This window comes from Nocardia sp. NPDC004151, assembly GCF_042874235.1.
GTDB lineage: Bacteria > Actinomycetota > Actinomycetes > Mycobacteriales > Mycobacteriaceae > Nocardia.
In genome coordinates, this window is the sequence record NZ_JBIAMR010000004.1 from 395,821 (window position 1) to 419,996 (window position 24,176).

Sequence of the window (24,176 nt, forward strand, 5' to 3'; positions counted from 1 at the left end):
CGCGGGGTCCGAACGAACGTTCGACCTGCCCGTTCACGCGAAAGCTCCGGACACCCGGCACGCCCGCGGGCCGGATGCCTCCGGCCGCAAGCGCATTCGGACCGATAGAGCTTGGTACGCGCGCATGAACTGACGACCCTTCCTCACTGTCCCCTGGCACAATGCGTTCCCCCTGGCTCAATGTCATCACCGATACCCGTCGGCCCCACAGGGCCGAAGGTCCCATCTCGGACGTCCTTCCGACACCTGGCGCCGCCCACCGAGCGCCGAGCTCGTTCGGCAGAACCGGCTTCGAGGCAGGCAGCCAGGAACCTGCCGCGGACCCCATCGATCACCGGCTGACGGGTCCAAAGGCAGTTCTTCCGAGGGACTGTGGCTCTGTGATGCGCCGCATTCGTGCGGTGCACTGCAGAGGAACACGATCCGGCGGGAAGGGAGCATTCCGGTGCCCGAATCACGAGACCGGCATCGGTGGGAGCGGTACACCGGTGTCGCGAGCGCGTTGCTGCTGATCGGCACCATCGTGCCGCTGCTGGCCGGTGTGATCGCCCGGGTGGCCGGCGCGATCACGGTCGCGGAATGGTGTTGGGCCGCAGGCACGGTGGTCGCCATCGTGCCCGCGCTGTGGTGGGTGGTCTCGGCACTGCGGCGCGGGCGGGCGGGCGTCGATCTCATCGCGGTGCTGTCGCTGGCCGGCACCCTGTTGGTGCACGAATATCTCGCCGGGGCGTTGATCGCGGTCATGCTCAGCGGCGGGCACGCCCTCGACGCGGCGGCCGAACGCCGGGCGACGCGGGATCTGCGAGCGCTGCTCGAACGAGCCCCGCGATCGGCGCGGCGCCGACGCGGAGCGGTGGTGCGGGTCGTCGACCTCGACGAGATCGCCGCGGGCGACATCCTGGTCATCGCCGCCGGAGAGGTGGTGCCGACCGACGGCCGGATCCTGGATTCGGTTGCGGTGCTGGACGAATCGGCGTTGACGGGGGAACCGTTGCAGGTCGAACGGGCCGCCGGCGAACCGGTCCGCAGCGGCGTGCTCAATGCCGGTGCGGTATTCGAGATGCGGGCCACGGCGACCGCTGAGGACAGCACCTACGCCGGCATCGTACGACTGGCCCGGGAGGCGGGAGCCGACACCGCGCCCACCGTCCGCCTGGCCGACCGCTACGCCGCCTGGTTCCTCCCTCTCACACTGGCCGTCGCCGCCGCGGCCTACTGGTTCAGTGGTTCGCCCACCCGCGCGGTGGCGGTACTGGTGGTCGCCACGCCCTGTCCGTTGTTGCTGGCCGCGCCGGTCGCGATCGTGTCGGGCCTGTCCCGCGCCTCCCGCGTCGGCGTCGTCGTCCGCGGCGGTGGGGCGTTGGAGAACCTCGGCCGCGCAACCACTCTGGTGATGGACAAGACCGGAACCGTCACCGCCGGGCGGCCCGTCGTCACGGAGGTCGCCGCGGCCCCCGGCACGGATCCGGCGTCGCTGCTGCGGCTGGCCGCCTCGATCGATCAGCTCTCGCCGCATGTCCTGGCCGCGGCGATCGTGACCGAGGCACTGGCACGGGACCTGCGACTCGAGGTCGCCACCGAGGTTTCCGAACGAGCGGGGCACGGCGTGAGCGGCGTGGTGGACGGCCGCCGCGTGCAGGTCGGCAAACTGCCCGACGGCGCGACCGTTCCGGGCTGGGCCCGGCCGGTCATGAACCGCGCCCGGCTCGATTCCGCCGCGATCGCCTGGGTCACCGTCGACGACGACCCGCTCGGGGCCGTGCTGCTGCGCGACCCGTTGCGGCGGCACGCGCCCCGCACACTGCGGCGGCTGCGTGAGGCGGGACTGAACCGGCTCGTCATGCTGACCGGTGATCGCCCCGAACCCGCGCGGGAGGTCGCCACCGTGCTGGGCTTGGACGAGGTGTGCGCGAACCAGAGTCCGGCCGACAAGGTCGAGGCGGTCCGGCGGGAGAGCGACCGGCACGTGACCGTGATGGTCGGCGACGGGATCAACGACGCCCCGGCCCTGGCCGCCGCCACGGTCGGCGTGGCCATGGGCGCGCGCGGATCGACCGCGTCGTCGGAGGCCGCCGACATCGTCCTCACCACCGACCGGCTGGACCGGCTCGCCGATGCGATGGACATCGCCCGCCGCTCGCGGCGCATCGCGGTGCAGAGCGCGACCGTAGGGATGGGGCTGTCGTTGCTGGCAATGGTCGTCGCCGCCTTCGGGTGGCTGCCGCCCGCGCCGGGCGCGCTGCTCCAGGAGGCCATCGACGTCGCCGTGATCCTGAACGCGTTGCGGGCCCTGCGCTCCGGCCCCGCCAGCGGGCGCGCCGTACCGGTCGACACCGATGAACTGCTCCGGCATTTCGCCGCCGAACACGACACCCTGCGCGACACGCTCGCCACGCTGCGGGCGGTGGCCGACCGGATCGCGGAACGCCCCGATGCCGAGGCGCTGAAGGCGCTCGAGGCCGCGCACCGATTCCTGGTCGAGGATCTGCTGCCGCACGAGCGGGCCGAGGAGACGAAGCTCTACCCGGCGCTGGCCGGGCCCCTCGGCGGATCCGAGGCGACGGCGACCATGAGCCGGGCGCACGCCGAGATCCAGCGATTGACCACGAGAATCGGCACGCACCTCGAATTGGCGCGGGCGCGTGATGGTTTCGATCCCGACCAGATCGACGATCTGCTCGCGTGCCTCTACGGGCTGCACGCCGTCCTGCGCCTGCACTTCCTGCAGGAGGAGGAAAACTACTTCGTTCTCGCCGCCGACGAACGGCTGTGATGGCAGCCCGCCCCTCGGGACACTCGGCGCGGTCCGGTCATCGACTTGTTCCCGCCCCACCGGGACCTTCTCCTCTGGAACCCCGCCCGACCGGTGCGCAGGCTGGTGAGACAGCAATCGAAGGAGGCATGCGATGGAATACCGGGTCAATGTGTGCGAGACAGCGCCGCAGGCGGTCCTGCGCATCCCGTTGGAAATCCGGCCCGACCTGTTGAGCGAGGGCATCGTCAGCGGGATGGACCGGCTGAGCGAGGTCGCCGGGAAGGCGGGACTGACCGCGAACGGTGCGCCGACCATCACCTTCCATCGGGAGCTACCCGCCGAGGACGCCATCGTCGTCGACTTCGGGCTTCCGATCGAAGCGGCCCCGGCGCTCGGACCGAGTTCCGGGGCCGAATTGGTCATCCAGTCCCCGATCCTGGTGGCCCGCACCAGCCATCGCGGCGGCTACGGCGATATCGACGCCGCCTACCGCGCCCTGCGGGAGTGGCTGCGACAGGCCGGCTATCGTCCCGTCGGACCGCCGACCGAGGCGTACCTCGTGGGGCCGGACGAGGTGAGCGATCCCCGGCTGCTGATCACCGAGATCCGGATCCCGGTGGCGCCCGCCCCGGCCATCGCGGTACACCTGGCCACCACCTTCTCCGACGCGGTGGATCGAACCCGAACAGTGTTGCGAGAGCGTGGATTCGGCGTCGTCACCGAATTCGACGTGCAGGCGTCGCTGCGGGAGCGGACCGGTGAGCACATCGAGGAGTATCTGATCCTCGGCGTCTGCAACCCCCAGCTCGCGGGTCTGGCCTTGGCGACCGATCGCGAGGCCGGGCTGCTGATGCCCTGCACCGTGGTCATCCGCGCCGAGGACACCGGTGTGCTGGTCGAGGCCGTCGATCCGACCCTGCTGGTCCAGGTCCTGGCCCGGCCCGAATTGGCGTCCTCGGCCGAAGAGATGCGCCGCATGCTCGCCGGGGCGCTGTCGGGACTGGATCAGCCCGCCGCTGCCGCGGGCTGACGGCGATGCCGGGGACCATGGTCCCGACCGACGCGGGTACGAGTCCTCTCACCGAATTTCGCCCACGCGAGCACGCTCGACACATGGCAACCACAGCACCCCGCATCGCCGTCGTCTACGCCTCCGCGCAAGGGTCCACGCGCGAGATCGCCGATTTCATCGGCGCCTCGCTCGCGGCTCGCGGCGCGACCGTCGAGGTCGCCGACGCCGAACACGCCCCCGACCCGACACGTTTCGACGCCCTGATCCTCGGCAGCGCCGTCCACGACCGCGCCCTGCTGCCGGAACTGGAGGGCTTCGTCCGCGACCACCGTCATGAACTGCGCGCGCGGCCCGTCTGGCTGTTCAGCGTCGGCCTCGGCCCCGCCCTGGTCGGCCCGATCGGACACCTGATGGGCCGGGCCGTTCCGAAGCGAATCGTCGAGGTACGCGACGCCGTCATGCCGCGCGGATACCGCGCGTTCGCCGGTCACTACGAACGCGCGGGCGTCTCGCTCCCGGCACGCGCCCTGTACCGCCTGCTCGGCGGCCACCGCTACGGCGACCTGCGCGACTGGCCCGCCATCACGGCCTGGATCGACACCGTCGCCCAGGAGCTGAAACTGCCCCGGCCGCAGGCCATCCCGACCCACCCCTGACCTTCTTCTCCGCGAGAGAGGCCACGCCGATGAGCCATCACACCGATCCGTTCGCTCCCGCGATCCATACCGGCCGCGTCTGGCTGCGCACCGTCGCCGACCGTCTCGGCACCGACGACCGGATGGCCGCGCACCAGGCGCTGCGTGCCTGGCTGCACACGGTGCGCGACCGCCTCGATGTGGGCGCCGCCGCACATCTGAGCGCGCAACTGCCCACCCTGGTGCGCGGGGTCTACTTCGAGGGCTGGACGCCGGGACGCGTTCCGGTGCCGCACGATCCGCAGTCGTTCCTGCACCAATTCGCCCGTTCGGCGGACGTGTCGGTGGAGGAGGCGAGACGGTCGGCCGCGGCGGTCACCGACGCACTGGCGCAATTGTTCTCCCCCGGCCAGCTCGACCACGTCCTGGCCCAGCTCCCCGCACCGCTGCGGCGCGTGCTGCTCGGCGCCGACTTCAGCGACATTCTCACCGCGGCGGGCATTTTCGAGGCTCCCGAGGTCCGCTCGTGAGCATTCGCCACGCACCCCTGTTCGTCATCGCACTGCCCTTCGTCGTCACCGGCCTCGAATTGACCGGCGCATCGCCGACGGTGCTGCTGTGCGCCCTGCTCGTCCTCGCCATCCCGATCCTGGGGCTGCTGCTACTGCCGGGATCGAACAAGAACTGGAGTAGTCATGGGTGACTATGTCGCCGCCTTCGATGAACTGCGGCTGACCGACGCCGACCGCGCCGGCGGCAAAGGAGCCAACCTCGGCGAACTCGTCGCCGCGAAGCTCCCCGTGCCACCGGGTTTCGTAGTACTCGCCGCCACCTACCAGGAGGTGATCCGGGCCGGAGCCCACGGCCCCGAACTCGACGAGCTGCATACTCGCGGGCTCGCCGCGGCGGCGGGGGCCACGCGCATCGACGGACAGCAGCTCGACGAGCTGTGCCGCCGCATGCGCGAACTCGTGCACGACACCCCAGTCCCGGCGTCGGTCCGCGACGCCGTCGTGTCGGCGTACCGCCGGCTCGGCGACGACGTCCTGGTGGCGGTCCGCTCCTCGGCGGTCGGCGAGGACAGCGCGACCGCGTCCTTCGCCGGAATGAACGTGTCACGCACCAACATTCACGGCGACGACGCCGTGATCACCGCGCTCTCGGACTGCTGGGCGTCCCTGTTCACGCCACGGGTCCTGACCTATCGGGCGCGGCGCGGCATGCGCGATCACCCGCAGATGGCCGTGGTGGTACAGCGCATGGTCACCGCCCGCACCGCGGGCGTCGCGTTCACCGCGGATCCGGCCAGCGGCTCGCGCGATCGCATCGTCATCGAGGCGGCGCGCGGCCAGGGCGAGGTGGTGGTGTCGGGAGCCGTCACGCCCGACACCTACGTGCTCGACGCCGCGGGGCCGACGCTGCTCGACAGCCGGATCGGCCACCAGAGCTTCGTCATCGTGGCCGGTCCCGACGGCGACCGGCGGATCCAGCTCTCCGAGTCCGAGGCCCAGGCCCCCGCGCTGACCGAGGACCAGACCCTGGCCGTGGCCCGGCTCGCGCTCGAGGTGCAGGCCCACCACGGCGGCCGCCCCCAGGATGTGGAATGGGCCTTCGACGATGACCACCTGTGGCTGGTGCAGGCGCGGCCGATCACCACGCTGCCCGACGACGTCGACGCGAAACCGCCCGTAGCGCACACTGTCGAGGGCCAGGTCCTGGCACGCGGGCTGGCCGCGGCGCCCGGGCGCGCCACCGGGCCGGTCCGGGTACTGCGTTCTCCCTCCGAAGGATCCGCGCTCGGCGACGGGGAGGTCCTGGTCGCCCCCATGACCAACCCCGACTGGCTGCCGACCCTGTCGCGGGCCGCCGCGGTGGTGACCGACAGCGGCGGCATGACCTGCCACGCCGCCATCGTGGCCCGTGAACTCGGCATTCCGTGCATCGTCGGAGCCCGGACCGCCACCGCGCAGCTGTCCACCGGAGAGGAAGTCACCGTCGACGGTTCCGCGGGTCAGGTGTACGCCGGAAACCGGCTTCCCGCGGCGGTCACGGCCGTCCCGCGCCCGGTGGGGGCTGCCGCGGCACCGGAGGCCACCGCCACGCGCGTCTACGTGAACCTGGCGCTGGCCGAGGCCGCCGAACGCGTCGCCGCCACCGATGCCGACGGGGTCGGCCTGCTCCGCGCGGAGGTCCTGCTGACACAGGCGCTGGGCGGGCGGCACCCCCGCGACCTCATCGCCCGCGGCGAGGACGAGAAGTTCATCCAGAGCATGGCCTCCTCGATCCATCGGATCAGTTCCGCGTTCGGCACCAGACCCGTCATCTATCGCGCCAGTGATATGCGCAGCAACGAATTCCGCGCGCTCGAGGGCGGCGCACGCTACGAGCCCAGCGAACACAACCCGATGATCGGCTTCCGGGGCTGCTACCGCTATGTCCGCCAACCGGAGATGTTCCGGCTGGAACTGGCCGCCCTGGCCCGGGTGCGCGAACAGACCCCGAACGTGCACTTGATGATCCCGTTCGTCCGCACCCGCTGGGAGCTCGAAGCCTGCCTCGAGCTCGTGGACGCCAGCCCGCTGGGCCGCCAGCGCGGCCTGCACCGCTGGATCATGGCCGAGGTGCCCTCGGTGGTGTACCGCCTGCCCGAATACGTCGCCTTGGGCATCGACGGAATCTCCATCGGCAGCAACGATCTCACCCAGCTCATGCTCGGCGTGGACCGCGATTCGGAGGAGTGCGCCGAACTGTTCGACGAATCCGACGCCGCGGTGCTCGATGCGATCGAGCGGATCGTCACCGGCGCGCGGCAGCTGGGAATCACCTCCTCACTGTGCGGTCAGGCGCCCTCCACCAAGCCCGAGTTCGTGGAGCACCTGGTGCGGGCGGGCATCACCTCGGTCTCGGTCTCCCCGGACGCGGTCGGGCGCACCCGCCGCGCGGTCGCCGCGGCCGAGCGCCGCGTACTGCTGGACCGCGCGCTGTCGGTGCCGGACGGGAGGTGACCGAAAAGCGGCGGCGCTGTCGGTGATCGGCTTTCGTCCTCTGCCGCCTAGAATCTGAACCGACCTAAACTCGGGGCAGGCCGTAACGGACAAAACGTGCGCGGATCCCACACGTACAGGAAGACGATATGACCGTAGAGCCCCAGGACGGCTCCTACTCGGTGCGCGAGACCCTCTCCCAGCTCCGGCTCCGGGAACTACTGGTCGAGGTCAAGGACCGGGTGGAGCTGATCATCGACGCCCGTGATCGCATGGACGGCCTGGTCGAGGCCATGCTCGCGGTCACTTCCGGGCTCGATCTGGACCAGACCCTGCGTACCATCGTGCACACCGCCATCAGCCTCGTCGACGCCCGCTACGGCGCCCTCGGCGTGCGCGGGCAGGATCAGCACGGGCAGGATCCGCTCGAGCAGTTCATCTACGAAGGCATCGACGAGGCGACCCGCGCCGAGATCGGCGAACTACCCGAGGGCCGTGGCGTCCTCGGGCTGCTGATCACCCAGCCCAAGACCATCCGCCTGGACAACATCGCCGATCATCCGTCGTCGGTGGGCTTTCCGGCCAACCACCCGGCGATGCGCACCTTCCTCGGCGTACCGGTGCGCATCCGCGACGAGGTCTTCGGCAACCTGTACCTGACCGAGAAGGCCGGCGGGCAGCCGTTCACCGAGGACGACGAGGTGATCGTGCAGGCGCTCGCCGCGGCCGCGGGCACCGCCATCGACAACGCGCGGTTGTACCAATCCAGTCGCAGCCGGCAGGCCTGGATCGAGGCGACGCGCGATATCGCCACCGAATTCCTGGCCGGAACCGATCCAGAGGAAGTCCTCGCGCACGTCGTCGTGCACGCGCGCACCCTGACCGAATCGGCCTGGGCGTTCCTGGCGGTCGACGACGAACCCGACAGCGACCCCGACGCGGTGGAGGGGCTGCGGATCAGCCATTGTTCCGGGCCGGACGGCAAGACCCACAGCGGATTCGCCCGCACGTCGGGGACCGCGGTCGGGCTGGCGTTCCGCCAGGGCCTGCCCCACTGCCCGGACGTCGGCGAGGATCTCGGCCTCGACACCGAACTCGACGCCGGTCCGTCGCTGGTCCTGCCGCTCAACGCGCAGGACTCGACCTTCGGCGTGCTGGTCATGGTCCGCCCGGTCGGCGCGCCCCCGTTCTCGGACGAATTGCAGGGACTGGCAGCGGCATTCACCGGTCAGGCCGCCCTGGCCATCCAGCTGTCCGAAGCGCAGCAGCGGATGCGCGAACTCGACGTGCTCACCGATCGTGACCGCATCGCCCGGGATCTGCACGATCATGTCATCCAGCGGCTGTTCGCGGCCGGGCTGAGCCTGCAGGGCACCGTGGCCCGCGCCCGCTCGGCCGAGATCCGGGAACGGATCTCCGACGTCATCAACGATCTCCAGGATGTGGTGCAGGAGATCCGGACCTCCATCTTCGACCTGCACGGCGGCGCCGAGGGCAGCACCCGGCTGCGGCAGCGGATCGAGGAGGTCATCCGCAAGCACACCGCCGACACCGGACTGCGCACCTCGTTGCGCATCTCCGGGCCGTTGTCGGTGGTGGCGGCCGAACTGGCCGATCACGCCGAAGCCGTTGTGCGCGAGGCGATCTCCAACACGGTCCGGCACGCGCACGCCGAGACGGTCGCGGTGACCATCGACGTCTCCGACGATCTCACCGTGCTGATCGCCGACGACGGCCGCGGCATTCCCGCCGGCATCACCCCCAGCGGTCTGCAGAACCTGGCCCGCCGAGCCGAACAGCTGGGCGGCACGTTCACCTTCGGCAGCAACCCCGACGGCGCGGGGACGTTGCTGCGCTGGGCCGTGCCGTTGCCGTGACCGGACACGACGCCGGGTGCGCCGCCGACCCCGCACAGGGTTGACGGCGCGTCCGCTCCGGCCGGATCAGTCGCCGCGCACGACGATGATCGGGCAGTCCACCGCGTGCAGCAGAGCATTGCTGGTGGAGCCAAGCAGCATGCCGAGGAACCCGCCGCGGCCGTGGCTGCCGACGACCACCAGCTGCGCGTGCTCGGATTCGTCCACCAGTGACCGAACCGGCCTGTCCTTCACCAGGATTCGCCGGGCCGGGACATCGGGGTAGCGCTCGGCGTATCCGGCCATCTCCTCGGCGAAGGTCGCGTGCTCCTGCTCCTCGAGCGTCTCCCAGCCCGCCATCGGCATGTAGGGTCCGCTGACGTCGCTCCAGGCGTGTACGGCGGTCAGGCCGGTCTTGCGCAGCGACGCCTCCTGGAACGCCAGCTCGAGCGCGGCGACGCTGTTCGCGGTTCCGTCCACACCGACGAGCACCGGCTGCCGGGCCGAGATCGGGTCCGCCGCCGCGGTCGAATGGATCACCGCGACCGGGCAGTGCGCGTGGTGGGTCACCGCGGTGGTGACCGAGCCCAGCAGTCCGCGCCGCAGCGCTCCGAGCCCGCGGCTGCCGAGCACCATCAGGCGGGCGTGCCGTGAGAGCGCGATCAGATGCGGGATGATCGGCTCGGTCGTGACCTCCGACGACATCGGAACGCCTTCGCCGGGCAGCGTCTCCGACGCGATCCGGGTCGCCTCGCCGACTACCCGCTCGCCTTCGGATTCCAGCCACGCCATGTCCTCGGCACTGAGCACCACGGTCGGCGCCGGCCCGACCGGCGCACAGATCGAGGTGACGATCCGTAACGGGCAACCGTGCCGCGCGGCGTCGAGCGCCGCCCACGCCACGGCCTGGTACGAGACGGCCGATCCGTCCACCGCGACGACGATCGCGGGATTCGAATCCGCCTGCGGGACAGTGTTCTCGGTCATGATGATTTCTCCTGATTCCTTGTCCGGTCGCGGGTTCTCAGCTCTCGCCGGACGAGATCACGGGCTCGAGCGGCCGCACCACGTCCTGCAAGGGCAGCCGGGGTGTGGCCGGTACCGGAACGGCGCTGGTCGCCGCCCAGCCCATGCGAATGATCAGTTGCGGATAACCGAAATCACCCAGCAGATCGTGGCGGATCCTCGACCGCACTCCGGTGATCTCGAGCGGTTCACTCAGCGCGCAGGTGGCCAGTCCGCGCACCGTCGCTTCGAGCAGCACCGCGCTGGCCGCCTCGCCGGCGCCCAGCCAGGCGTTCAGGTCGTCGGCGGCGGTGCACACCAGCAGCATGCGGGCCTCCTCGTCGGTGTCACGAACCACCGCCTCGGGCAGACGCGGGTCGCCGAACGGCCGCACGGTCGGGTCCGAGGACGCGACCGCGTTGCGCGCGGGAACGCCTTGCGGATCGGCGTGATGCCCGCTCCACTGCGCCAGTTCGGCGGTGTAGGCCGCATCACCGCGGTGCGCGGTCGCCGCGTCGACGAAGGCCCGCAGCAGGCGGGCGTGCTCACCGTTCGCGTCGACTTCGCGGACCTGGACTCCGGATGCCTCCGCACCGGCGGCGGCGATCGCCGACACCTGCGCCGACGGCACCTCCCAGGAGGTGAAGCGACGACGGTCGCTACGTCGCTGCGCGATCGCGCGGGCCGTCCGGACCGCCGCCTCGTCGACGGTGCCCGGCCGCAACTCCACCGACGCGAGGTGCCGCGGTTCCGCGGGGTTCGGGAACCGGTGCACAACCGGCTCCCAGCCGAACGCACGCAACGCGACCTGCAGATGGTGCAGCGCCGCACCGCAACTCACGACGAGCTCACGACTGTCGGGATCGGTGTAGGGCAGGCGCCGGCTGTCGTCGGCGTACAGGTGCACCGTGGTGTCCCCGACCCGCCACAGCCACGGCTGGGTGTTGTGCACCGACGGCGCCCGCACCGCCAGCGCCAGGGCGGCGCGGACGGTATCAGGATCGGGGTGTTTCGACATCGCTTGTCCTTCCTCGGAATTCGCGTTGCTGTTGCCTTCAGCATGGTCCGATCGCGGGCCGCCGGTGACGGCCGAAGGTCACTGTCCCGCGGGTTCTTCGGCCCGGTTTCGCGAGGGCTGACGGACCACCACCACCGGGCACGGCGCGGTGTGCAGCAGCGTGGTGCTCACCGAGCCGAGCACCATGCCGGTGAGCCCGCTGCGGCCGTGGCTGCCGACCACCACCAACTGGGCCGACTCGGCATGGTGGAGCAGTACCCGAGCCGGGGTGTCCCAAGCCACCACCCGGTGCACTGTCACCTCCGGCCACCGCGCGGCGTATCCGGCCAGCGCCGATCCCAGCAGCACGTCTTCGGTCTTCTGGATCGACTCCCAGCCCAGTGCGGGCGCGTCGAAGCCGGTGGTGTCGTTCCACGCGTGCACCGCGATCAGGTCCACCTTGCGACGCGCGGCCTCCTCGTAGGCGAACTCGACGGCCGGAGCGCTGTTCGGCGATCCGTCCACGCCGACCACCACCGGCTTGGTCACCGACTCCGGCTCGGTTTCCGAAACACCGTGCACGATGACCGCCGGGCAATGCGACTGCCGGGCCACCCCGGTGCTCACCGACCCCAGCACCGCCCGCCGCAGCGCACCGAGCCCCCGATTGCCGACCACCAGCACCTGGGCCCGGCGCGAGCGGTCGAGCAACGCCGTGGTGATCATGTCGAAGATGAGTTCGGTTCTGATGTGGAGGCTTTCGCCCGGCACGGTGTGGCGGGCGATCCGCGCGGCGTCGGCCAGGACCTGCTGCCCCCGCACCCGCAGATCTCGCACGTCGTCGGGCCCCAACTCCGGCGCACCGGGCACGATCGGATTCGCGTAGGAGGTGACGATATGCAGCCGGCATCCCCGCAGATCGGCTTCGGCGGCGGCCCAGGCCACCGCCTGATACGAGATCTCGGACCCATCGGTGCCGACCACGATCCCCAGGTCGTCGTCACCGGCGGGTTCGAAAGTCGTTGTGGGGTGGGCGTTGTCTTCCATGGCATCTCCTGAATCGGCGGTGCCCCGAGCATCCCGCCCGCACCGGATCGGCCACAGAGAACAACGTCACACTCCGGCGGGACGTCCTCCCCCACCGCCTGGGGACCCGGCCGCCACCTGGGACTCGCGCAGGTTCGCGGCCACTTCGGCCTCCCACACCTCATTGGCACGGGAGGTGTCGACCTCGAATTCGAAACGCTGCCGCGACCTCGGGTCGACGGCGGCGACATCGGTGTAGAACTGCTCGTACCAGCGCCGCAGCTGGTAGATCGGGCCGTCCTCATCGCACAGCAGCGGATTCTCGATCTTGGTCTTGTGCTTCCAGATCTCCACGTCCTGCAGGAAGCCCGCGGCGATGCCCTCGGTCATCTTGGCGGCCAGGCGGTCGGCCGCGTCATCGGACAGGCCCAGAGGCTTCTCGAGGCTGATGCCGTACTGCAGGACGAACGAGTCCTGGCTGACCGGGTAGTGGCAGTTGACCAGGACACTGTTCACCTCGAACCCGCCGTAGTTGTTGAGCAATGTGTTGATCATGTACGACGGTCCGAAGTAGGACGCCTGTGAGGTCAGCAGGGTGTCGCCGCCGTACTTGGCGCCGGTCGCCACATCCGGGCGTCCCTTGGTCTCCAGGTACTGCGTGGCGACCTCGCCCTCGAAGACGTTCTTGAAGAAGGTCGGGAAGGCGTAGTGGATGTAGAAGAAGTGCGCCATGTCCACGATGTTGTCGATGATCTCGCGGCAGTGGGAGCCCTCGATCAGGATCGAGCGCCAAGTCCACGGGGTCCACCCGGGATTCATGGTGTCGAGATCGCGGCCCGCGGCGTCGATGTACGCGCCGGGGGCGTAGGGGATCGTCACCCCCGGCGCGGGCGGATTGCCTTCGTGGTCGTGCCACACGAACAGCTGACCGTTGCGTTCCAGGGTGAGCCACGAGCGCGTCCGGGCCAAGGGCGGAACCCGCCGCGCATAGGGGATGTCCTTGCACTTGCCGTCACCGCCCCAACTCCAGTCGTGGAACGGGCACGCGATGTTGTCGCCCTTGATCTTTCCCGTCGCGAGGTCTCCGCCGAGATGGCGGCAGTAGGCATCGAGCACCTGCAATTCGCCCGTGCTGTCGGCCCAGACGACGAGCTTGGTCCCGAACGCCTCGACCGGATGCGGTCGACCGTCACGGAAGGAATCGGCGAGGCCGAGGCAGTGCCATCCCCGGGCATACCGGCTGGGCGCGGAGCCCACGTCGATGTCGCGGACCTTGCCTCCGTAGCCCTTCGGGTTCGGCACCATCACACACTCCTCGCAATTAGAACATGTTTCAGAACATCGTCAGCTTCGGGCACGGTTGACCACAGTGACAATGGTCGAAAGTCCCTACTATTCAGTCATTTGCTCCACTAGCCCTTGCCGCAACGGTGCTCGATATTGACGAGAACGTGTTCTACAAATGGCGGTCGGAAAGCCGCCCGCCCGATAGTCAGGAGCATTCCGCGAGATGACCCAGGAAATCATCGACCGCGTCGCAGCGGTCCTTCCGGCACTGCGCGAACGAGTCCAGGAAACCGAGCGGCTGCGCCGGATCCCGGACCAGTCCATCAAGGATCTCCAGGAGACCGGGTTCTTCACCTTGCTCCAGCCCCGCCGGTGGGGCGGTCTGGCCGCGGACCCGGTCGTCTTCTACGACACCGTCCGCATCATCGCGAGCGCCTGCGGTTCCACCGGCTGGGTGGCCGGCATCCTCGGCATTCACAACTGGCATCTGGCGCTGTTCGATCAGCAAGCGCAGCAGGATGTCTGGGGCGAGAACACCGATGCCCGCGTCGCGTCCTCCTACGCGCCCCTGGGCGCGGGCACGAAGGTCGCGGGCGGCTATCTGGTCACCGGGGCGTGGGCGTGGTCGTCGGGCTGTGATCACGCTGACTGGGTGTTCGTCGGAGGCCCGGTCCTCGACAACGGCAAGCCCGTCGACTTCGGCTCGTTCCTCATCCCCCGCGACGACTACCGCATCGAGGACGTCTGGCATGTGGTCGGACTGCGCGGCACCGGATCCAATACCGTGGTCGTCGAGCGGGTCTTCGTCCCCGAACACCGCTTCCTGAGCTTCCAGGCCATGGGCGAGCTGAAATCGCCCGGCCTGGAGGTCAATCCCGACCCGGTGTACCGGATGCCCTGGGGCACCATCCATCCCACCACCATCTCCACCCCCATCGTCGGCATGGCCTACGGCGCCTACGCCACGCACGTCGAGCATCAGGGCACGCGAGTGCGCGCGGCGTTCGCGGGCGAACAGGCCAAGGACGATCCGTTCGCCAAGGTGCGCATCGCCGAGGCCGCCAGCGATATCGACGCCGCCTGGCGGCAACTGTCCGGCCACGTGGCCGAGGAATACGCGCACCTCGTCGCGGGCCGCGATATCCCGTTCGCGCTGCGGGCGGCCGCCCGTCGCGACCAGGTGCGGGCCACCGGACGGGCCATCGCGTCCATCGACCGGCTGTTCGAGGCGGCGGGGGCGACGGCACTGGCCGAAGACACCGCGCTGCAGCGGTTCTGGCGTGACGCGCATGCCGGGCGGGTCCACGCGGCCAACGACGCCGAGCGCGTCTACGTCATGTACGGCAACCACGCTTTCGGGCTGCCGCCGGGCGACACGATGGTGTAGCCCGGCGGCGGCCGGCGGTCAGACCCGGGCCGCCTCCCGCGCGAGTGCGCGGTCGCGCTGTTCCTCGAAACGCGGAATCTGGTAGTTCGCGAGGTTGTCGAGGAAGCTCGCGAGGCGTTCCCGGGCCTGTTCCCCGCGCGGCCCGAAATCGTCGCGGCCGAAGATGTTCCACTGCCGCATGACCGGCTCCAGCACTTCCTCGAGGTGCTGGCGCAGGTCGTAGATGCCGTGCTTGGCCATGAGCACGCCGTGCCGCCGGAAGTTCGGCATCCCGGCGCCGGGCATCCGGAAATTCTCCACGATCAGATCGATGGCCTCCATCGCCTGATCGGGAACCAGATCCAGGGCGGCGCCGCACAAGGTGCGGTAGAAGATCATGTGCAGGTTCTCGTCCAGGGCGACGCGCTGCAGCATCCGATCGGCGATCGGGTCGTCGCATACCGCGGCGGTATTGCGGTGGCTGATCCGGGTTGCCAGCTCCTGGAACGACACGTACGCAACCGAATACAGGAATCCCGCCTGCCCCTGCGCGGTGAGCTGATCGACGGGCGGGGCGAAGCCGTTCGTCATGTGCGCCATCCGGTCGTTCTCGAGCGCGACGGGATCGGCGCCACGCGTCACGACGAGATAGTCACGCAGCACGATGCTGTGCCGGGCTTCCTCGGCGGTCCATCGCCCGACCCAGGAACCCCAGGCGCCGTCGCGAGAGAAGTTCTCCGCGATTTCCCGGTGATACGAAGGCAGATTGTCCTCGGTGAGCAGATTGGTGATCAGCGCCGCCTTCGCCACCTCGGACAGCTGCGATTGCTCAGGATCCCAGTCGGTTCCGCCCAGCTGCGCGAAGTTCCGGCCTTCGTCCCACGGGATGTAGTCGTGCGGATGCCAGTCCTTGGCCATCGACAGATGCCGGTTCAGCGCCGCCGCGGCATCGGATTCGAGTTCGGTCAGGATCTCCAACTGAGTCAGATCTCGCGCCAATGGATTGTCCGCCTTTCATTTCCGGAAACAGGAACGGGAGAGGGTGAAACATGGCCGCCTACCCCGCATGCGCGTGCACAGCAGACACGCATCGGGGTGTGACAACCGATATGGGAAGAGAACTGTGAGCCTTCGGGCTCGCGACTACCCGCCGTCAGCGGTCACGAGACTCAGATCGCCGTCGTAGCGGCGGTACAGCAGCCGGCCACGACCGGTGGCCGGATCAACGAAGAACAGGAACGGCAATCCGCTCTCGCACACCCGCCGCACCGCATCGGCTTCGATGAGCGTGGGGGCCGGGCGGGGGTTCACGACGAACGGCCCGGCCGCATCGCCGTCCGCACGCGGCGGATGGACACTGTGTTGACGCGTGAGCCGGAGCCCTGAGGGACCAGCCCGGTAGACGACGGCGTCCTCACCGGTCTCGATGTCGATGAACAAGTGGGCGTCGTAGTCCATCCGGTCCATGATCATGGCCGCGTGCGACGGCGAGAGAGTCTGCAGCGAAACGGATTTGCGGCGCGCGACGGCTCCCGGCCCAGGCGCGTCCAACGGTCGACGGTCAGGCTCGGGCCATGTGCGCGGCTGCCATGCCGTGCGCAGAGCCAGAATCCGGCGTTCCAGCCGCACGACCATCGGCAGGGCGTCTCCCGCTCCGTGGGTCAATGTCTGAATCCGCACCGGGGTTCCGCCGACCGACAGGTTCACCTGAGCCAGATAGGGGCCGATATCGCAGTTCGGCCCGGTGATCCGCAGCCGCGCACCGTCTTCCACCCGTATCCGCCGCAGCTGCCGGCCCACCGCCCCGGCGTACCGCTCGCATTCGAGCACCGGCACCCGGCCTCGGGCGACGACGACCACGTCCGGAAACGCCTTCGAGGTCCACGCCTCGGACGCCCTCAGCATCGCACCACCTCCACGTTCTCGGCCCACCGGACACATCACCGTTCCTGCCGAGAGTGCCGGTCCCCGCACGGCGCCGAGAAGGGCCGAAGGTCACCGATGCGCGGACTTTCTACATGGCCTTCTGCTGCGATCAAGGCGGAGTGGAATTTCCATCGCACGTCCGCCACGAAGGGACCTTGGGCCCTGCTCCCGGATCGGCTCCGCACAACAGACTGATCGTCATGCGCAAACGATTCGAGTTGGCTTTCAACGTGTCCTATCTGGCGGTCATCTGGGGCCTGGTGATCGCGATGCGGCGACACCGCGACCGCGTTCCGCAGGAACAGCGGGCGACCGCGGCCCGGTTCGAGGAAGCCTTCACCCTGCTGGCCACCGGCGATACCGCGCATCTGGCATTGCGGGCGGTGTCGATGGCGCGCGGCGAGGACCGCGGCTACCTGACCTGGCGGGGACGGCGGGCGAGCCTGATCGGACTCGGCGAGATGGCCACCTCGATCACCATCACCCTGTTCTACGTGCTGTCCCTGGATGCCTGGCGGCTGCGGTTCCGCCGATCCTGGGACGGTTTCACCCGTTCGGTGCTGGGACTGTCGTTCGTTCGGTTGATTCTGCTGGCGACCCCGTTCAACAACTGGGACAAGGACGAAACCCCGGAAGGTTACGGCGTCGACCGCAACGTCCCGCTCCTGGCCGTGGGCGCGAGCGAGATCTACCTCATGCGCCGGGAGGCCGCCCGCACCGGCGACCGCACTTTCCGCTTCCTCTCCGACGCCATGGCTGCGTCCTTCGCCTGCTACCTCCCAGTCATCCTGTGGGCTCGCCGAATCCCGCAACTGGGCCTGCTCATGATCCCCAAGACCATCGCCTACCTGGCCATGGCGTTCCGCGTCTACCGCGACTTCTTCAGCGGTACAACGGAATCGGCCGATCCGGGGCCGCAGCGGTTCGATCGGGCCGATTCACAGGCACCAGACCAGATCCGCCGATCCCACCGGGATGGTGAAACAGCTTCCGCCCCTTCCCCCAGCCATTGACCAGGGATCTCGCGTGGATCGGGCCGAGCTACGCCGGCGGGGCGGTGCGGGTGCGGCCGTCGCCGGTGCGGTAGCCGAGGGCATAGCTCGGGCAGCGGTCGATCACGTCGACGATGTCGTCGACCGAGGCCGCGGACGGGTCGATCCAGGGACGCCGGTCGCGGTCGAAGACCGAGGGGAGGCCGTGGACGCATTCCTGGGCGTGGCGGCAGCGGCCCGGCTCCCAGGTGATGGTGACGCCGGGCGCGGAGTACTCGCGAATCGCGTCCGACTTCTCGTGGGGCATGGGATCTCCTTCAGTCGGCGGAGCTGGGCGAAGGTGGTGCGCACTTCCCACTCGAGCATGCCCGAGCCCTCGAAGTCGAGGTTGCCCGGGTGGCGAGAACGCGGGCACGAAAAAAGCCCGCGCGGTGATGCGCGGGCTTCCTCGTGGTCGACGACTAGATGGCGCGGACCTGCTGGGCCTGCGGGCCCTTCTGGCCTTCGCCGATTTCGAACTCGACGCGCTGACCCTCATCGAGGGACTTGAACCCGGAGCCGGTAATCGCGGAGTAGTGGACGAAGACATCGGCGCCGCCACCGTCCTGGGCGATGAAGCCGAATCCCTTTTCGCCGTTAAACCACTTCACAGTGCCTTGCGTCATTACTTGATGCGTTCTTTCTGTAGCGAGCCGGGCGATCAGTTCGACTGCCCGTTCTCAGCGTAAAGAATGCCACCTTTTGGAACTAATCCCTAACAATCGTGCCTGAGCACACACTCAGGCCAGTGCGGTATGCATCTCCCAGATCAGCACCTCGGCAGGCTCGAGCGCGGTCACAATATGCCCGCCACCAGCGGACAAGCGCACAGCGTCGCCTTGCGACAGCCTGCCGGAGCCCTCGAAATCCACCGATCCGCGGGCCACGAAGACATGGCCGTAGGGCGCGTCGGGGACCTGGATGGCGTGGCCGGGGTCCAGCCTCGCCACATGGAAGGCGGCTCCACTGTTGCCGATCGCGATCGCTGTCCGATCGCGGTCTCGGCGCATCCCGGACGCGACGGTGACCAGACTGTTTCCGGTCAACCGGTCGGCGATATCCAATTCCTGATAGCCGGGGGTCACACCGGGCTCGTCGGGCGGCACCCACATCTGCACGACATGCAGCCGCTCCCGCTCCAGATAGCCGGCGCCATTGCGTTCGGAATGCATGATTCCGGCGCCCGCGCTCATGCGCTGCGCCATACCGGGATGGATCAGACCGGAATTGCCCGCCGAATCCTGGTGCACGACAGTACCTTCCAGTACCCAGGTCACGATCTCCATATCCCGGTGCTGATGGGTGTCGAACCCCTCACCCGGATCGACGATGTCCTCGTTGTGGATCATCAGCAGGCCGTGCGCGTTCGCCGCCAGATCGAAACTGCCGGTCGCGGGAAACGACTGCCGGGAATCGAGCCACTCGCTGCGCCACCGCCACCGATCCGCGGCCGGGACCACTCGGACCTCCGATTCACGCACCGCCATCGCTCGCCTCCACCAGCCGGTCCCTCCCGCCTCTGTAAACCGGGCGGGCGGCCGGGCATTCCCGGCCGAGCCACGCCTCACACCGCACCGAGGCGGTGATCGTCGGCGTGACCCGGCCCGGGTGCGCCCGCTCAGACCAGATCGGCTCGCAGCGAGGCCAGGATGTCGGCGGATCGTTCGACGAACAGCAGGTGACCGGCATCGGGCACGAGGTGCAGGCGGGCCCGTGGGAGGGCCGCGGCCAGGCTGGTGGCGTCGGCTGCGGGGACATTGCCGTCGGCTTCGCCGTGCCAGACCTGGACGGGGGCGGTCACCTCGGTCAGGTCGAAACCCCAGTCGCGGGTGAAGACCAGGCGGATGTCGGCGGCGAAACCGCGGCTGCCCTGTTCGAAGCTGCGGCGGAGGTTGGTGTCGAGTTTGGCGGAGAGCTCCGGGTCGGCTTCGACGCGGTCGCGGTCGACGGGGGCCATCTGCGAGACCAGGCCCGCGACGCCGTTGCGGCGGCGGATGACCACCGACATCTCGAGGGCCATGGGGTGGACCAGGAACGGGACGCGGCGCAGGACGTTCAAGCCCTTGCGCCGGCGAAGCGCCACCGGGTCGAGATCCGCGGCAGCGGGCTGTTCGCTGGTCGGGGCGGGGGCGGACACGAGGGCCACGCCGGTGACGCGCTCGGGCAGGCGAGCCGCGACGGCGAGGGCGAACGGGCCGCCGCCGCTCACCCCGATCACGCCGAAACGGTTCAGGTCCAGCCGGTCCGCCACCGCGGCCACGGTGGCCGCCCAGTCGACGACCTGCTCCCCGGCCGGTAGTGACGATTCCGCCATGCCGGGGCGGTCGACCGCGATGACGCGGACCCCGGCGGCGGCTCCGGCGGCGTCGAAAGCCTCACCCTCGACATGCGTTCCGGGGACGCCGTGGCAGTACAGCACCGGCATCCCATCCCCCGCACCGTACTCGGCGTAACTCACCCGGCAGTGCGGCAAAGCAATCGTTCGCGACACGGCAGCACTCACGCGGGCCAGCCTAGGCGAAACCTGCCCCCAACAGGTCAAACAACGTTGTTCCACACGGGGGCAGGGCAATTCGGGCCGAACCGACAGCCCGACTCGGGGCCGTCACCGTGGCTCGAGCAGCACCACCGGGATCAATCGTCCGGCCGCGCGTTCCTGATAGAACGCGAAGTCCGGCATCGCCGCCACGAACCGTGGCCACCATCGGTCCCGTTCGTCCGCGGTCGCCACGCGCGCCCGGACCGGCCGCACCGTCCCACCGACCCGCACGACCGTGTCCGGGTGGGCGAGCAGGTTGTGGAACCAGGCCGGATGCTCCGGCTCCCCCGCCTTGGACGCCGCGACCGCCAGCACGCCATCGGCCTCGACGTACATCAGCGGGGAGGTCCGGCGCACGCCGCTGCGCGCGCCGACGTGGTCCAGCAGCAGGATGCGGCCGCCCCGCCAGCCGGGCACGCGCCCGCCGATCCGGCCGCGCGACCAGCGATAGACGCGCACGTGCACCGTCGTGGATCGACGACCCAGGTAGATACCGCGACGATTCGCGAATCGCGAACCGGCCGAGACCATTCGACCGAACAGCGCCATACCGCCAGTAAACACGACACCGGTCCGCGAACCCGCCCCGTACAGACCGCCCTGTTCCGGCCACGGGATTCGAGACACGTCACCAATGCGCCCGCGTCCCACTGACGCCGCCCGGAGCGACTTTTCCGTTACCGGCGTACATGCGCCTGACCAGTGTCGTTGCCGGATCCGCGAAACGCCGGGACTATCGAAAGGGAGGGCTCAGTGCCGTCGAGATGCGTTGGGGCAGGGTGGCCCGAAGGTGACGAGTGGCGAAACTCAATGAGCGGCCCAGTGTGTCGCTCTTGCGCGGACCGGATCGACCGACCGACAGTGTGAGGGTCGCCGCCCGATGAGCGAATACACGGCAAACGCCGTGTTGGTGCCGAACCGCACCGGCTCACGCGCGCCCGACACCGAGCCCTGGCAGAGGAAACGGCACGGAAGGATCGAAGGCGATGACCGATATGACCATCGACGCGGCGGTCGGCCGCACCCCGTTCGCGCGACCCACGGTGGCCGTGACAGCCACACCGGCCCGGACCATACCGGCCCAGGCCGCGGCGGCGCGGCCGTCGACGGTATGGGAGAAGGCCAAGACCGCACTGGTCACCAGGACGCTCGGACACCGCCAACTGGTCACCGCCCCGCGCCTGGTGATTCCCTTCGGCGACAACGGCCTCGCCTTCCGCGTCTCGTCGTTCGCCGCGGAAGCCGAGCAACTCGCCCTCGACCCCCGCGTCCTGGTCCAGCCCGGCGACTGGCGCGGCAACCCGGCCGTCGGCAGCCGTCAGCTCATGGGCCACGCCAACCTGGTCGCCGAGGGCGACCTGCTCGCCAAGGTAGAGGCGGCGATCGACGCCAAGTACGGCTGGCGCACCTCACTGGCCAAGGCCGCCCACCGCCTGGCCAACGGCTCCGCCCCCTACGGCAACATCGTCGTCCTGGTCACCGTCTTCGAACCCGGCCCCCTCGCGCTTCCCCCGGTCGGCTGACCGCGCCGGCCAACGCCGCATCCGACGTCTCGTCGCGATCACCCCTGCGCCGCGCCCAACCTGGCGGCGTGGGTATTCGCGTGTCACGCACCGCCTCACGTCGCGCCGATCTCGCGGCATGGCGCACCACGCGTCCAGCTCTGGTTCGCGACATCGCCGGCAGTGCGGCACCCCTGTCCGCCGCACCACCGGTGGTCTCTCCGCGTGGCTAGCCTTGCGGCGCGGCGGGTTTCGTCGTCACCCAGTGGGTGACCGGGAGTTGGGGGCGCCAGGCGGTGAAGCCGCCGAGGGGTTCGGCGCGGTAGATCTGGAAGCGGCGCAGGGTGCCGCCGTGCTCGTCGGCCAGACGCAGGAGCAGGCTGTCGGATTCGGCGGTGACGGCGCTCGCGACCAGACGGCCACCGGGACGCAGGCGCGACCAGCAGGCGTCGAACATTCCGTCCTGGGTCAGGCCGCCGCCGATGAAGATCGCGTCGGGGGCTGGGAGGCCTGCGAAGGCGTCGGGGGCCGGGCCGTGGACATCGACGCCGGGGACGCCGAGGGTGGCGGCGTTGGCGGCGATCTGCTTGCGGCGGCTCTCGACTCGTTCGAACGTGACCGCCCGGCAGGCCGGGTGGGTGCGGCACCATTCGATCGCGATGGTGCCGGATCCGCCGCCGACATCCCACAGCAGTTCGCCGGGCGCGGGGGCCAGCGCCGACAGGGTGAGGGCCCGCACCTCCGACTTGGTGAGCTGGCCGTCGCCGTCGTAGACCTCGTCGGGGAGGCCGGGCCCACGGGTCAGACGCGGTGCCGACGGGTCCGCCACGCAGTCGATCGCGATGATGTTCAACGCATCACCGAGGGGGTGATCCCAGCGGGCGGCGGTACCGGTGACCAGGCGTTCGGCGGGGCCGCCGAGCTGTTCCAGGACCGTGAGAGCCGATTCGCCGAATCCATTGCGCGCCAGCAGCTCCGCTACCGCGGCCGGGGTGTGCTCGTCGGAGCTCAGGACGAGAATCCTGCGGCCGGAGGACAATTCCGGGACCACGGTCTCCACGCGCCGGCCGACCGCGCTGACGACCGGTGTCGCATCCAACGCCCAGCCCAGGCGGGCGCACGCCAGCGACACCGACGACGGCTGCGGCAGCACGCGCAGCGCTTGGGCTCCAACCAGTTTCGTCAGGGTCACGCCGATGCCGAAGAACATCGGGTCGCCGCTGGCGAGGACACCCAGCTTGCGGTCCGCGTACTCGCGCAGCAGTCCCGGGAGGGCGGGCACCAGCGGCGAGGGCCAGGCCACCCGCTCCGCGCCCGTCTCGTCCTCGGGGATCAGCGCCAATTGCCGTGTGGAGCCGAGCAGGACGTCGCAGGCGGCGATCTCGCGCCGCGCCGGGCCGCCCAGACCGTCCCAGCCGTCGGCCCCGATCCCGATCACGGCGATCGGGACCGACGGCACGGGAAGCTCGGTCATCGGCGGGCCCGCCGCCACAGCGCGTAGGGCGTGAGGCGCATGGCGATGAACAGCAGCCGAATGCGGCGCGGCACATCGACATTGCGGGCGCGCCGGTACAGGCTCGCCACCACCGCGTCGGCCACCTGGTCCGGGGTGCTCGACATGATGGCGGGCTTCATGCCCGCGGTCATGCGCCCGATGACGAAGCCGGATCGCACCATCAGCAGGTGCACACCGCTGCCCTCGAGGGCCATCTGCAGGCCGCCGGCGAAGCCGTCCAGGCCCGCCTTGGCCGACCCGTACACGTAGTTGGCGCGCCGAACCCGCACACCGGCGATGGAGCTGAACACCACGATCTGCCCGTCGCCCTGCTCGCGCAGCAGGTTCGCCAGACTGGTCAGTACGCTGACCTGCGCCACGAAATCGGTCTGCACGATCGCGACCGCGTGTTCGGGGTCCTGTTCGGCCAGTGCCTGATCCCCGAGGATTCCGAAGGCCACCACCGCGACACCGATGCGCCCGTGCTCGGCGATGATCTTCTCCAGCAGCGGCTGATGCGAGGCCATGTCGTCGGCGTCGAACTCGACGCAGTGCACCGCCGCCGCCTCCGCGATCAGCAGCTCCTTGGTCTGCGCCTGTAACCGGTCGGCGCCGCGCGCCGCGAGAATGACCTCCCGGCCCGGCGACAACCGGCGTGCCACTTCCAGCCCGATCTCACTGCGCCCGCCCAGCACCAGTACGACGCCCTTGTCGACGTCCCGCGATCCGAAACCCATGGCCCACAGTGTGCCACCCGGGC

Annotated in this window: 23 protein-coding genes; 10 read left to right on the forward strand and 13 right to left on the reverse strand. The window is 69.7% G+C overall.

Annotated elements, in window-relative coordinates; genetic code table 11:
* The first annotated feature begins 502 nt into the window (after positions 1-502).
* The 7 genes from ACFYTS_RS12635 (at position 503) to ACFYTS_RS12665 (ending at position 9,263) form a co-directional block, all read left to right on the forward strand.
* Positions 503-2,773, forward strand: coding sequence for a heavy metal translocating P-type ATPase (locus ACFYTS_RS12635; RefSeq protein ID WP_387303823.1), 2,271 nt, complete (start codon positions 503-505; stop codon positions 2,771-2,773).
* Between the two features lie 133 nt (positions 2,774-2,906).
* Positions 2,907-3,785, forward strand: coding sequence for a DUF302 domain-containing protein (locus ACFYTS_RS12640; RefSeq protein ID WP_357283854.1), 879 nt, complete (start codon positions 2,907-2,909; stop codon positions 3,783-3,785).
* Positions 3,786-3,868: 83 nt separating this feature from the next.
* The gene (locus tag ACFYTS_RS12645; protein ID WP_357283857.1) at positions 3,869-4,423 is read left to right on the forward strand and encodes a flavodoxin domain-containing protein; all 555 of its coding nucleotides are present in this window, start codon (positions 3,869-3,871) and stop codon (positions 4,421-4,423) included.
* A 29-nt stretch (positions 4,424-4,452) separates the two neighbouring features.
* Complete coding sequence (locus tag ACFYTS_RS12650; RefSeq protein WP_387303556.1) at positions 4,453-4,932, forward strand: DUF2267 domain-containing protein; 480 nt, start codon at positions 4,453-4,455, stop codon at positions 4,930-4,932.
* Positions 4,929-5,105: a hypothetical protein gene (locus tag ACFYTS_RS12655; RefSeq protein ID WP_357283863.1), complete on the forward strand. Its 177-nt coding sequence runs from the start codon at positions 4,929-4,931 to the stop codon at positions 5,103-5,105. The genes ACFYTS_RS12650 and ACFYTS_RS12655 overlap by 4 nt, the downstream gene beginning before the upstream one ends.
* Positions 5,098-7,407 (forward strand): phosphoenolpyruvate synthase, encoded by a 2,310-nt coding sequence (gene ppsA, locus ACFYTS_RS12660; protein ID WP_387303559.1) that lies wholly within the window; start codon positions 5,098-5,100, stop codon positions 7,405-7,407. Before ACFYTS_RS12655 ends, ppsA begins: the two co-directional genes overlap by 8 nt.
* A 128-nt stretch (positions 7,408-7,535) precedes the next feature.
* Positions 7,536-9,263, forward strand: coding sequence for a GAF domain-containing sensor histidine kinase (locus ACFYTS_RS12665; RefSeq protein ID WP_387303562.1), 1,728 nt, complete (start codon positions 7,536-7,538; stop codon positions 9,261-9,263).
* Positions 9,264-9,329: 66 nt separating this feature from the next.
* Here ACFYTS_RS12665 and ACFYTS_RS12670 read toward each other — a convergent pair whose 3' ends face one another.
* The 4 genes from ACFYTS_RS12670 to ACFYTS_RS12685 all read right to left on the reverse strand — a co-directional run bounded on the left by ACFYTS_RS12670 (position 9,330) and on the right by ACFYTS_RS12685 (position 13,575).
* Positions 9,330-10,229 carry a universal stress protein gene (locus ACFYTS_RS12670; protein ID WP_387303564.1) on the reverse strand — a complete coding sequence of 300 codons (900 nt, stop codon included), beginning with the start codon at positions 10,227-10,229 and terminating at the stop codon, positions 9,330-9,332.
* A gap of 37 nt (positions 10,230-10,266) precedes the next feature.
* On the reverse strand, positions 10,267-11,265 hold the full coding sequence (locus tag ACFYTS_RS12675) for an Acg family FMN-binding oxidoreductase (RefSeq protein ID WP_387303566.1): 999 nt from the start codon (positions 11,263-11,265) through the stop codon (positions 10,267-10,269).
* Positions 11,266-11,343: 78 nt separating this feature from the next.
* The gene (locus tag ACFYTS_RS12680) at positions 11,344-12,291 is read right to left on the reverse strand and encodes a universal stress protein (RefSeq protein ID WP_387303569.1); all 948 of its coding nucleotides are present in this window, start codon (positions 12,289-12,291) and stop codon (positions 11,344-11,346) included.
* 66 nt (positions 12,292-12,357) lie between these two features.
* Positions 12,358-13,575 carry a Rieske 2Fe-2S domain-containing protein gene (locus tag ACFYTS_RS12685; protein ID WP_387303572.1) on the reverse strand — a complete coding sequence of 406 codons (1,218 nt, stop codon included), beginning with the start codon at positions 13,573-13,575 and terminating at the stop codon, positions 12,358-12,360.
* A 205-nt stretch (positions 13,576-13,780) separates the two neighbouring features.
* On the opposite strand from ACFYTS_RS12685, the gene hsaA reads away from it, so the two are divergent.
* Entirely contained in the window at positions 13,781-14,944 is a 1,164-nt protein-coding gene (gene hsaA / locus ACFYTS_RS12690; RefSeq protein WP_387303575.1) for a 3-hydroxy-9,10-secoandrosta-1,3,5(10)-triene-9,17-dione monooxygenase oxygenase subunit, read from the forward strand.
* A gap of 18 nt (positions 14,945-14,962) precedes the next feature.
* On the opposite strand, the gene ACFYTS_RS12695 is transcribed toward hsaA, so the two are convergent.
* Together ACFYTS_RS12695 and ACFYTS_RS12700 are read right to left on the reverse strand one after the other, a co-directional pair.
* Positions 14,963-15,922 carry an acyl-ACP desaturase gene (locus tag ACFYTS_RS12695; RefSeq protein WP_357283886.1) on the reverse strand — a complete coding sequence of 320 codons (960 nt, stop codon included), beginning with the start codon at positions 15,920-15,922 and terminating at the stop codon, positions 14,963-14,965.
* A 144-nt stretch (positions 15,923-16,066) separates the two neighbouring features.
* Positions 16,067-16,783 (reverse strand): sigma 54 modulation/S30EA ribosomal C-terminal domain-containing protein, encoded by a 717-nt coding sequence (locus ACFYTS_RS12700; protein ID WP_387303578.1) that lies wholly within the window; start codon positions 16,781-16,783, stop codon positions 16,067-16,069.
* Positions 16,784-17,049: 266 nt separating this feature from the next.
* Between ACFYTS_RS12700 and ACFYTS_RS12705 the strand changes: the two genes are divergently transcribed.
* On the forward strand, positions 17,050-17,862 hold the full coding sequence (locus ACFYTS_RS12705) for a hypothetical protein (RefSeq protein WP_387303581.1): 813 nt from the start codon (positions 17,050-17,052) through the stop codon (positions 17,860-17,862).
* Between the two features lie 28 nt (positions 17,863-17,890).
* On the opposite strand, the gene ACFYTS_RS12710 is transcribed toward ACFYTS_RS12705, so the two are convergent.
* From ACFYTS_RS12710 to ACFYTS_RS12730, 5 genes are all read right to left on the reverse strand, one after another.
* A complete protein-coding gene (locus tag ACFYTS_RS12710; protein WP_387303584.1) occupies positions 17,891-18,148 on the reverse strand; it encodes a (4Fe-4S)-binding protein in 258 nt (85 codons plus the stop codon).
* Between the two features lie 154 nt (positions 18,149-18,302).
* Complete coding sequence (locus ACFYTS_RS12715; protein ID WP_357085479.1) at positions 18,303-18,506, reverse strand: cold-shock protein; 204 nt, start codon at positions 18,504-18,506, stop codon at positions 18,303-18,305.
* Positions 18,507-18,620: 114 nt separating this feature from the next.
* Complete coding sequence (locus tag ACFYTS_RS12720; RefSeq protein ID WP_357283897.1) at positions 18,621-19,367, reverse strand: pirin family protein; 747 nt, start codon at positions 19,365-19,367, stop codon at positions 18,621-18,623.
* A gap of 131 nt (positions 19,368-19,498) precedes the next feature.
* Positions 19,499-20,383: an alpha/beta fold hydrolase gene (locus tag ACFYTS_RS12725; protein WP_387303589.1), complete on the reverse strand. Its 885-nt coding sequence runs from the start codon at positions 20,381-20,383 to the stop codon at positions 19,499-19,501.
* Positions 20,384-20,485: 102 nt separating this feature from the next.
* Entirely contained in the window at positions 20,486-20,968 is a 483-nt protein-coding gene (locus tag ACFYTS_RS12730) for a nitroreductase/quinone reductase family protein (protein WP_357283902.1), read from the reverse strand.
* A gap of 437 nt (positions 20,969-21,405) precedes the next feature.
* Here ACFYTS_RS12730 and ACFYTS_RS12735 point away from each other — a divergent pair, with 437 nt between their 5' ends.
* A complete protein-coding gene (locus ACFYTS_RS12735) occupies positions 21,406-21,942 on the forward strand; it encodes a hypothetical protein (protein ID WP_357283905.1) in 537 nt (178 codons plus the stop codon).
* 208 nt (positions 21,943-22,150) lie between these two features.
* Here the strand turns inward: ACFYTS_RS12735 and cbiE are convergent, their stop codons facing one another.
* Both cbiE and ACFYTS_RS12745 read right to left on the reverse strand, forming a co-directional pair.
* A complete protein-coding gene (gene cbiE / locus ACFYTS_RS12740; RefSeq protein ID WP_387303592.1) occupies positions 22,151-23,395 on the reverse strand; it encodes a precorrin-6y C5,15-methyltransferase (decarboxylating) subunit CbiE in 1,245 nt (414 codons plus the stop codon).
* Positions 23,392-24,153, reverse strand: coding sequence for an SDR family NAD(P)-dependent oxidoreductase (locus ACFYTS_RS12745; protein ID WP_357283911.1), 762 nt, complete (start codon positions 24,151-24,153; stop codon positions 23,392-23,394). The genes cbiE and ACFYTS_RS12745 overlap by 4 nt, the downstream gene beginning before the upstream one ends.
* Positions 24,154-24,176 lie beyond the last annotated feature (23 nt).

Excerpts from the sequence above, each read along its gene's own strand:
- ACFYTS_RS12710 (WP_387303584.1), bottom strand. The coding sequence starts at position 18,148 with ATGCCCCACGAGAAGTCGGACGCGATTCGCGAGTACTCCGCGCCCGGC.
- ACFYTS_RS12650 (WP_387303556.1), top strand. The coding sequence starts at position 4,453 with ATGAGCCATCACACCGATCCGTTCGCTCCCGCGATCCATACCGGCCGC.
- ACFYTS_RS12640 (WP_357283854.1), top strand. The coding sequence starts at position 2,907 with ATGGAATACCGGGTCAATGTGTGCGAGACAGCGCCGCAGGCGGTCCTG.
- ACFYTS_RS12645 (WP_357283857.1), top strand. The coding sequence starts at position 3,869 with ATGGCAACCACAGCACCCCGCATCGCCGTCGTCTACGCCTCCGCGCAA.
- ACFYTS_RS12715 (WP_357085479.1), bottom strand. The coding sequence starts at position 18,506 with ATGACGCAAGGCACTGTGAAGTGGTTTAACGGCGAAAAGGGATTCGGC.
- ACFYTS_RS12730 (WP_357283902.1), bottom strand. The coding sequence starts at position 20,968 with ATGGCGCTGTTCGGTCGAATGGTCTCGGCCGGTTCGCGATTCGCGAAT.
- ACFYTS_RS12685 (WP_387303572.1), bottom strand. The coding sequence starts at position 13,575 with ATGGTGCCGAACCCGAAGGGCTACGGAGGCAAGGTCCGCGACATCGAC.
- ACFYTS_RS12705 (WP_387303581.1), top strand. The coding sequence starts at position 17,050 with ATGCGCAAACGATTCGAGTTGGCTTTCAACGTGTCCTATCTGGCGGTC.
- ACFYTS_RS12680 (WP_387303569.1), bottom strand. The coding sequence starts at position 12,291 with ATGGAAGACAACGCCCACCCCACAACGACTTTCGAACCCGCCGGTGAC.
- ACFYTS_RS12745 (WP_357283911.1), bottom strand. The coding sequence starts at position 24,153 with ATGGGTTTCGGATCGCGGGACGTCGACAAGGGCGTCGTACTGGTGCTG.
- ACFYTS_RS12670 (WP_387303564.1), bottom strand. The coding sequence starts at position 10,229 with ATGACCGAGAACACTGTCCCGCAGGCGGATTCGAATCCCGCGATCGTC.
- ACFYTS_RS12720 (WP_357283897.1), bottom strand. The coding sequence starts at position 19,367 with ATGGCGGTGCGTGAATCGGAGGTCCGAGTGGTCCCGGCCGCGGATCGG.
- ACFYTS_RS12665 (WP_387303562.1), top strand. The coding sequence starts at position 7,536 with ATGACCGTAGAGCCCCAGGACGGCTCCTACTCGGTGCGCGAGACCCTC.
- hsaA (WP_387303575.1), top strand. The coding sequence starts at position 13,781 with ATGACCCAGGAAATCATCGACCGCGTCGCAGCGGTCCTTCCGGCACTG.
- ACFYTS_RS12735 (WP_357283905.1), top strand. The coding sequence starts at position 21,406 with ATGACCGATATGACCATCGACGCGGCGGTCGGCCGCACCCCGTTCGCG.
- ACFYTS_RS12675 (WP_387303566.1), bottom strand. The coding sequence starts at position 11,265 with ATGTCGAAACACCCCGATCCTGATACCGTCCGCGCCGCCCTGGCGCTG.
- ppsA (WP_387303559.1), top strand. The coding sequence starts at position 5,098 with ATGGGTGACTATGTCGCCGCCTTCGATGAACTGCGGCTGACCGACGCC.
- cbiE (WP_387303592.1), bottom strand. The coding sequence starts at position 23,395 with ATGACCGAGCTTCCCGTGCCGTCGGTCCCGATCGCCGTGATCGGGATC.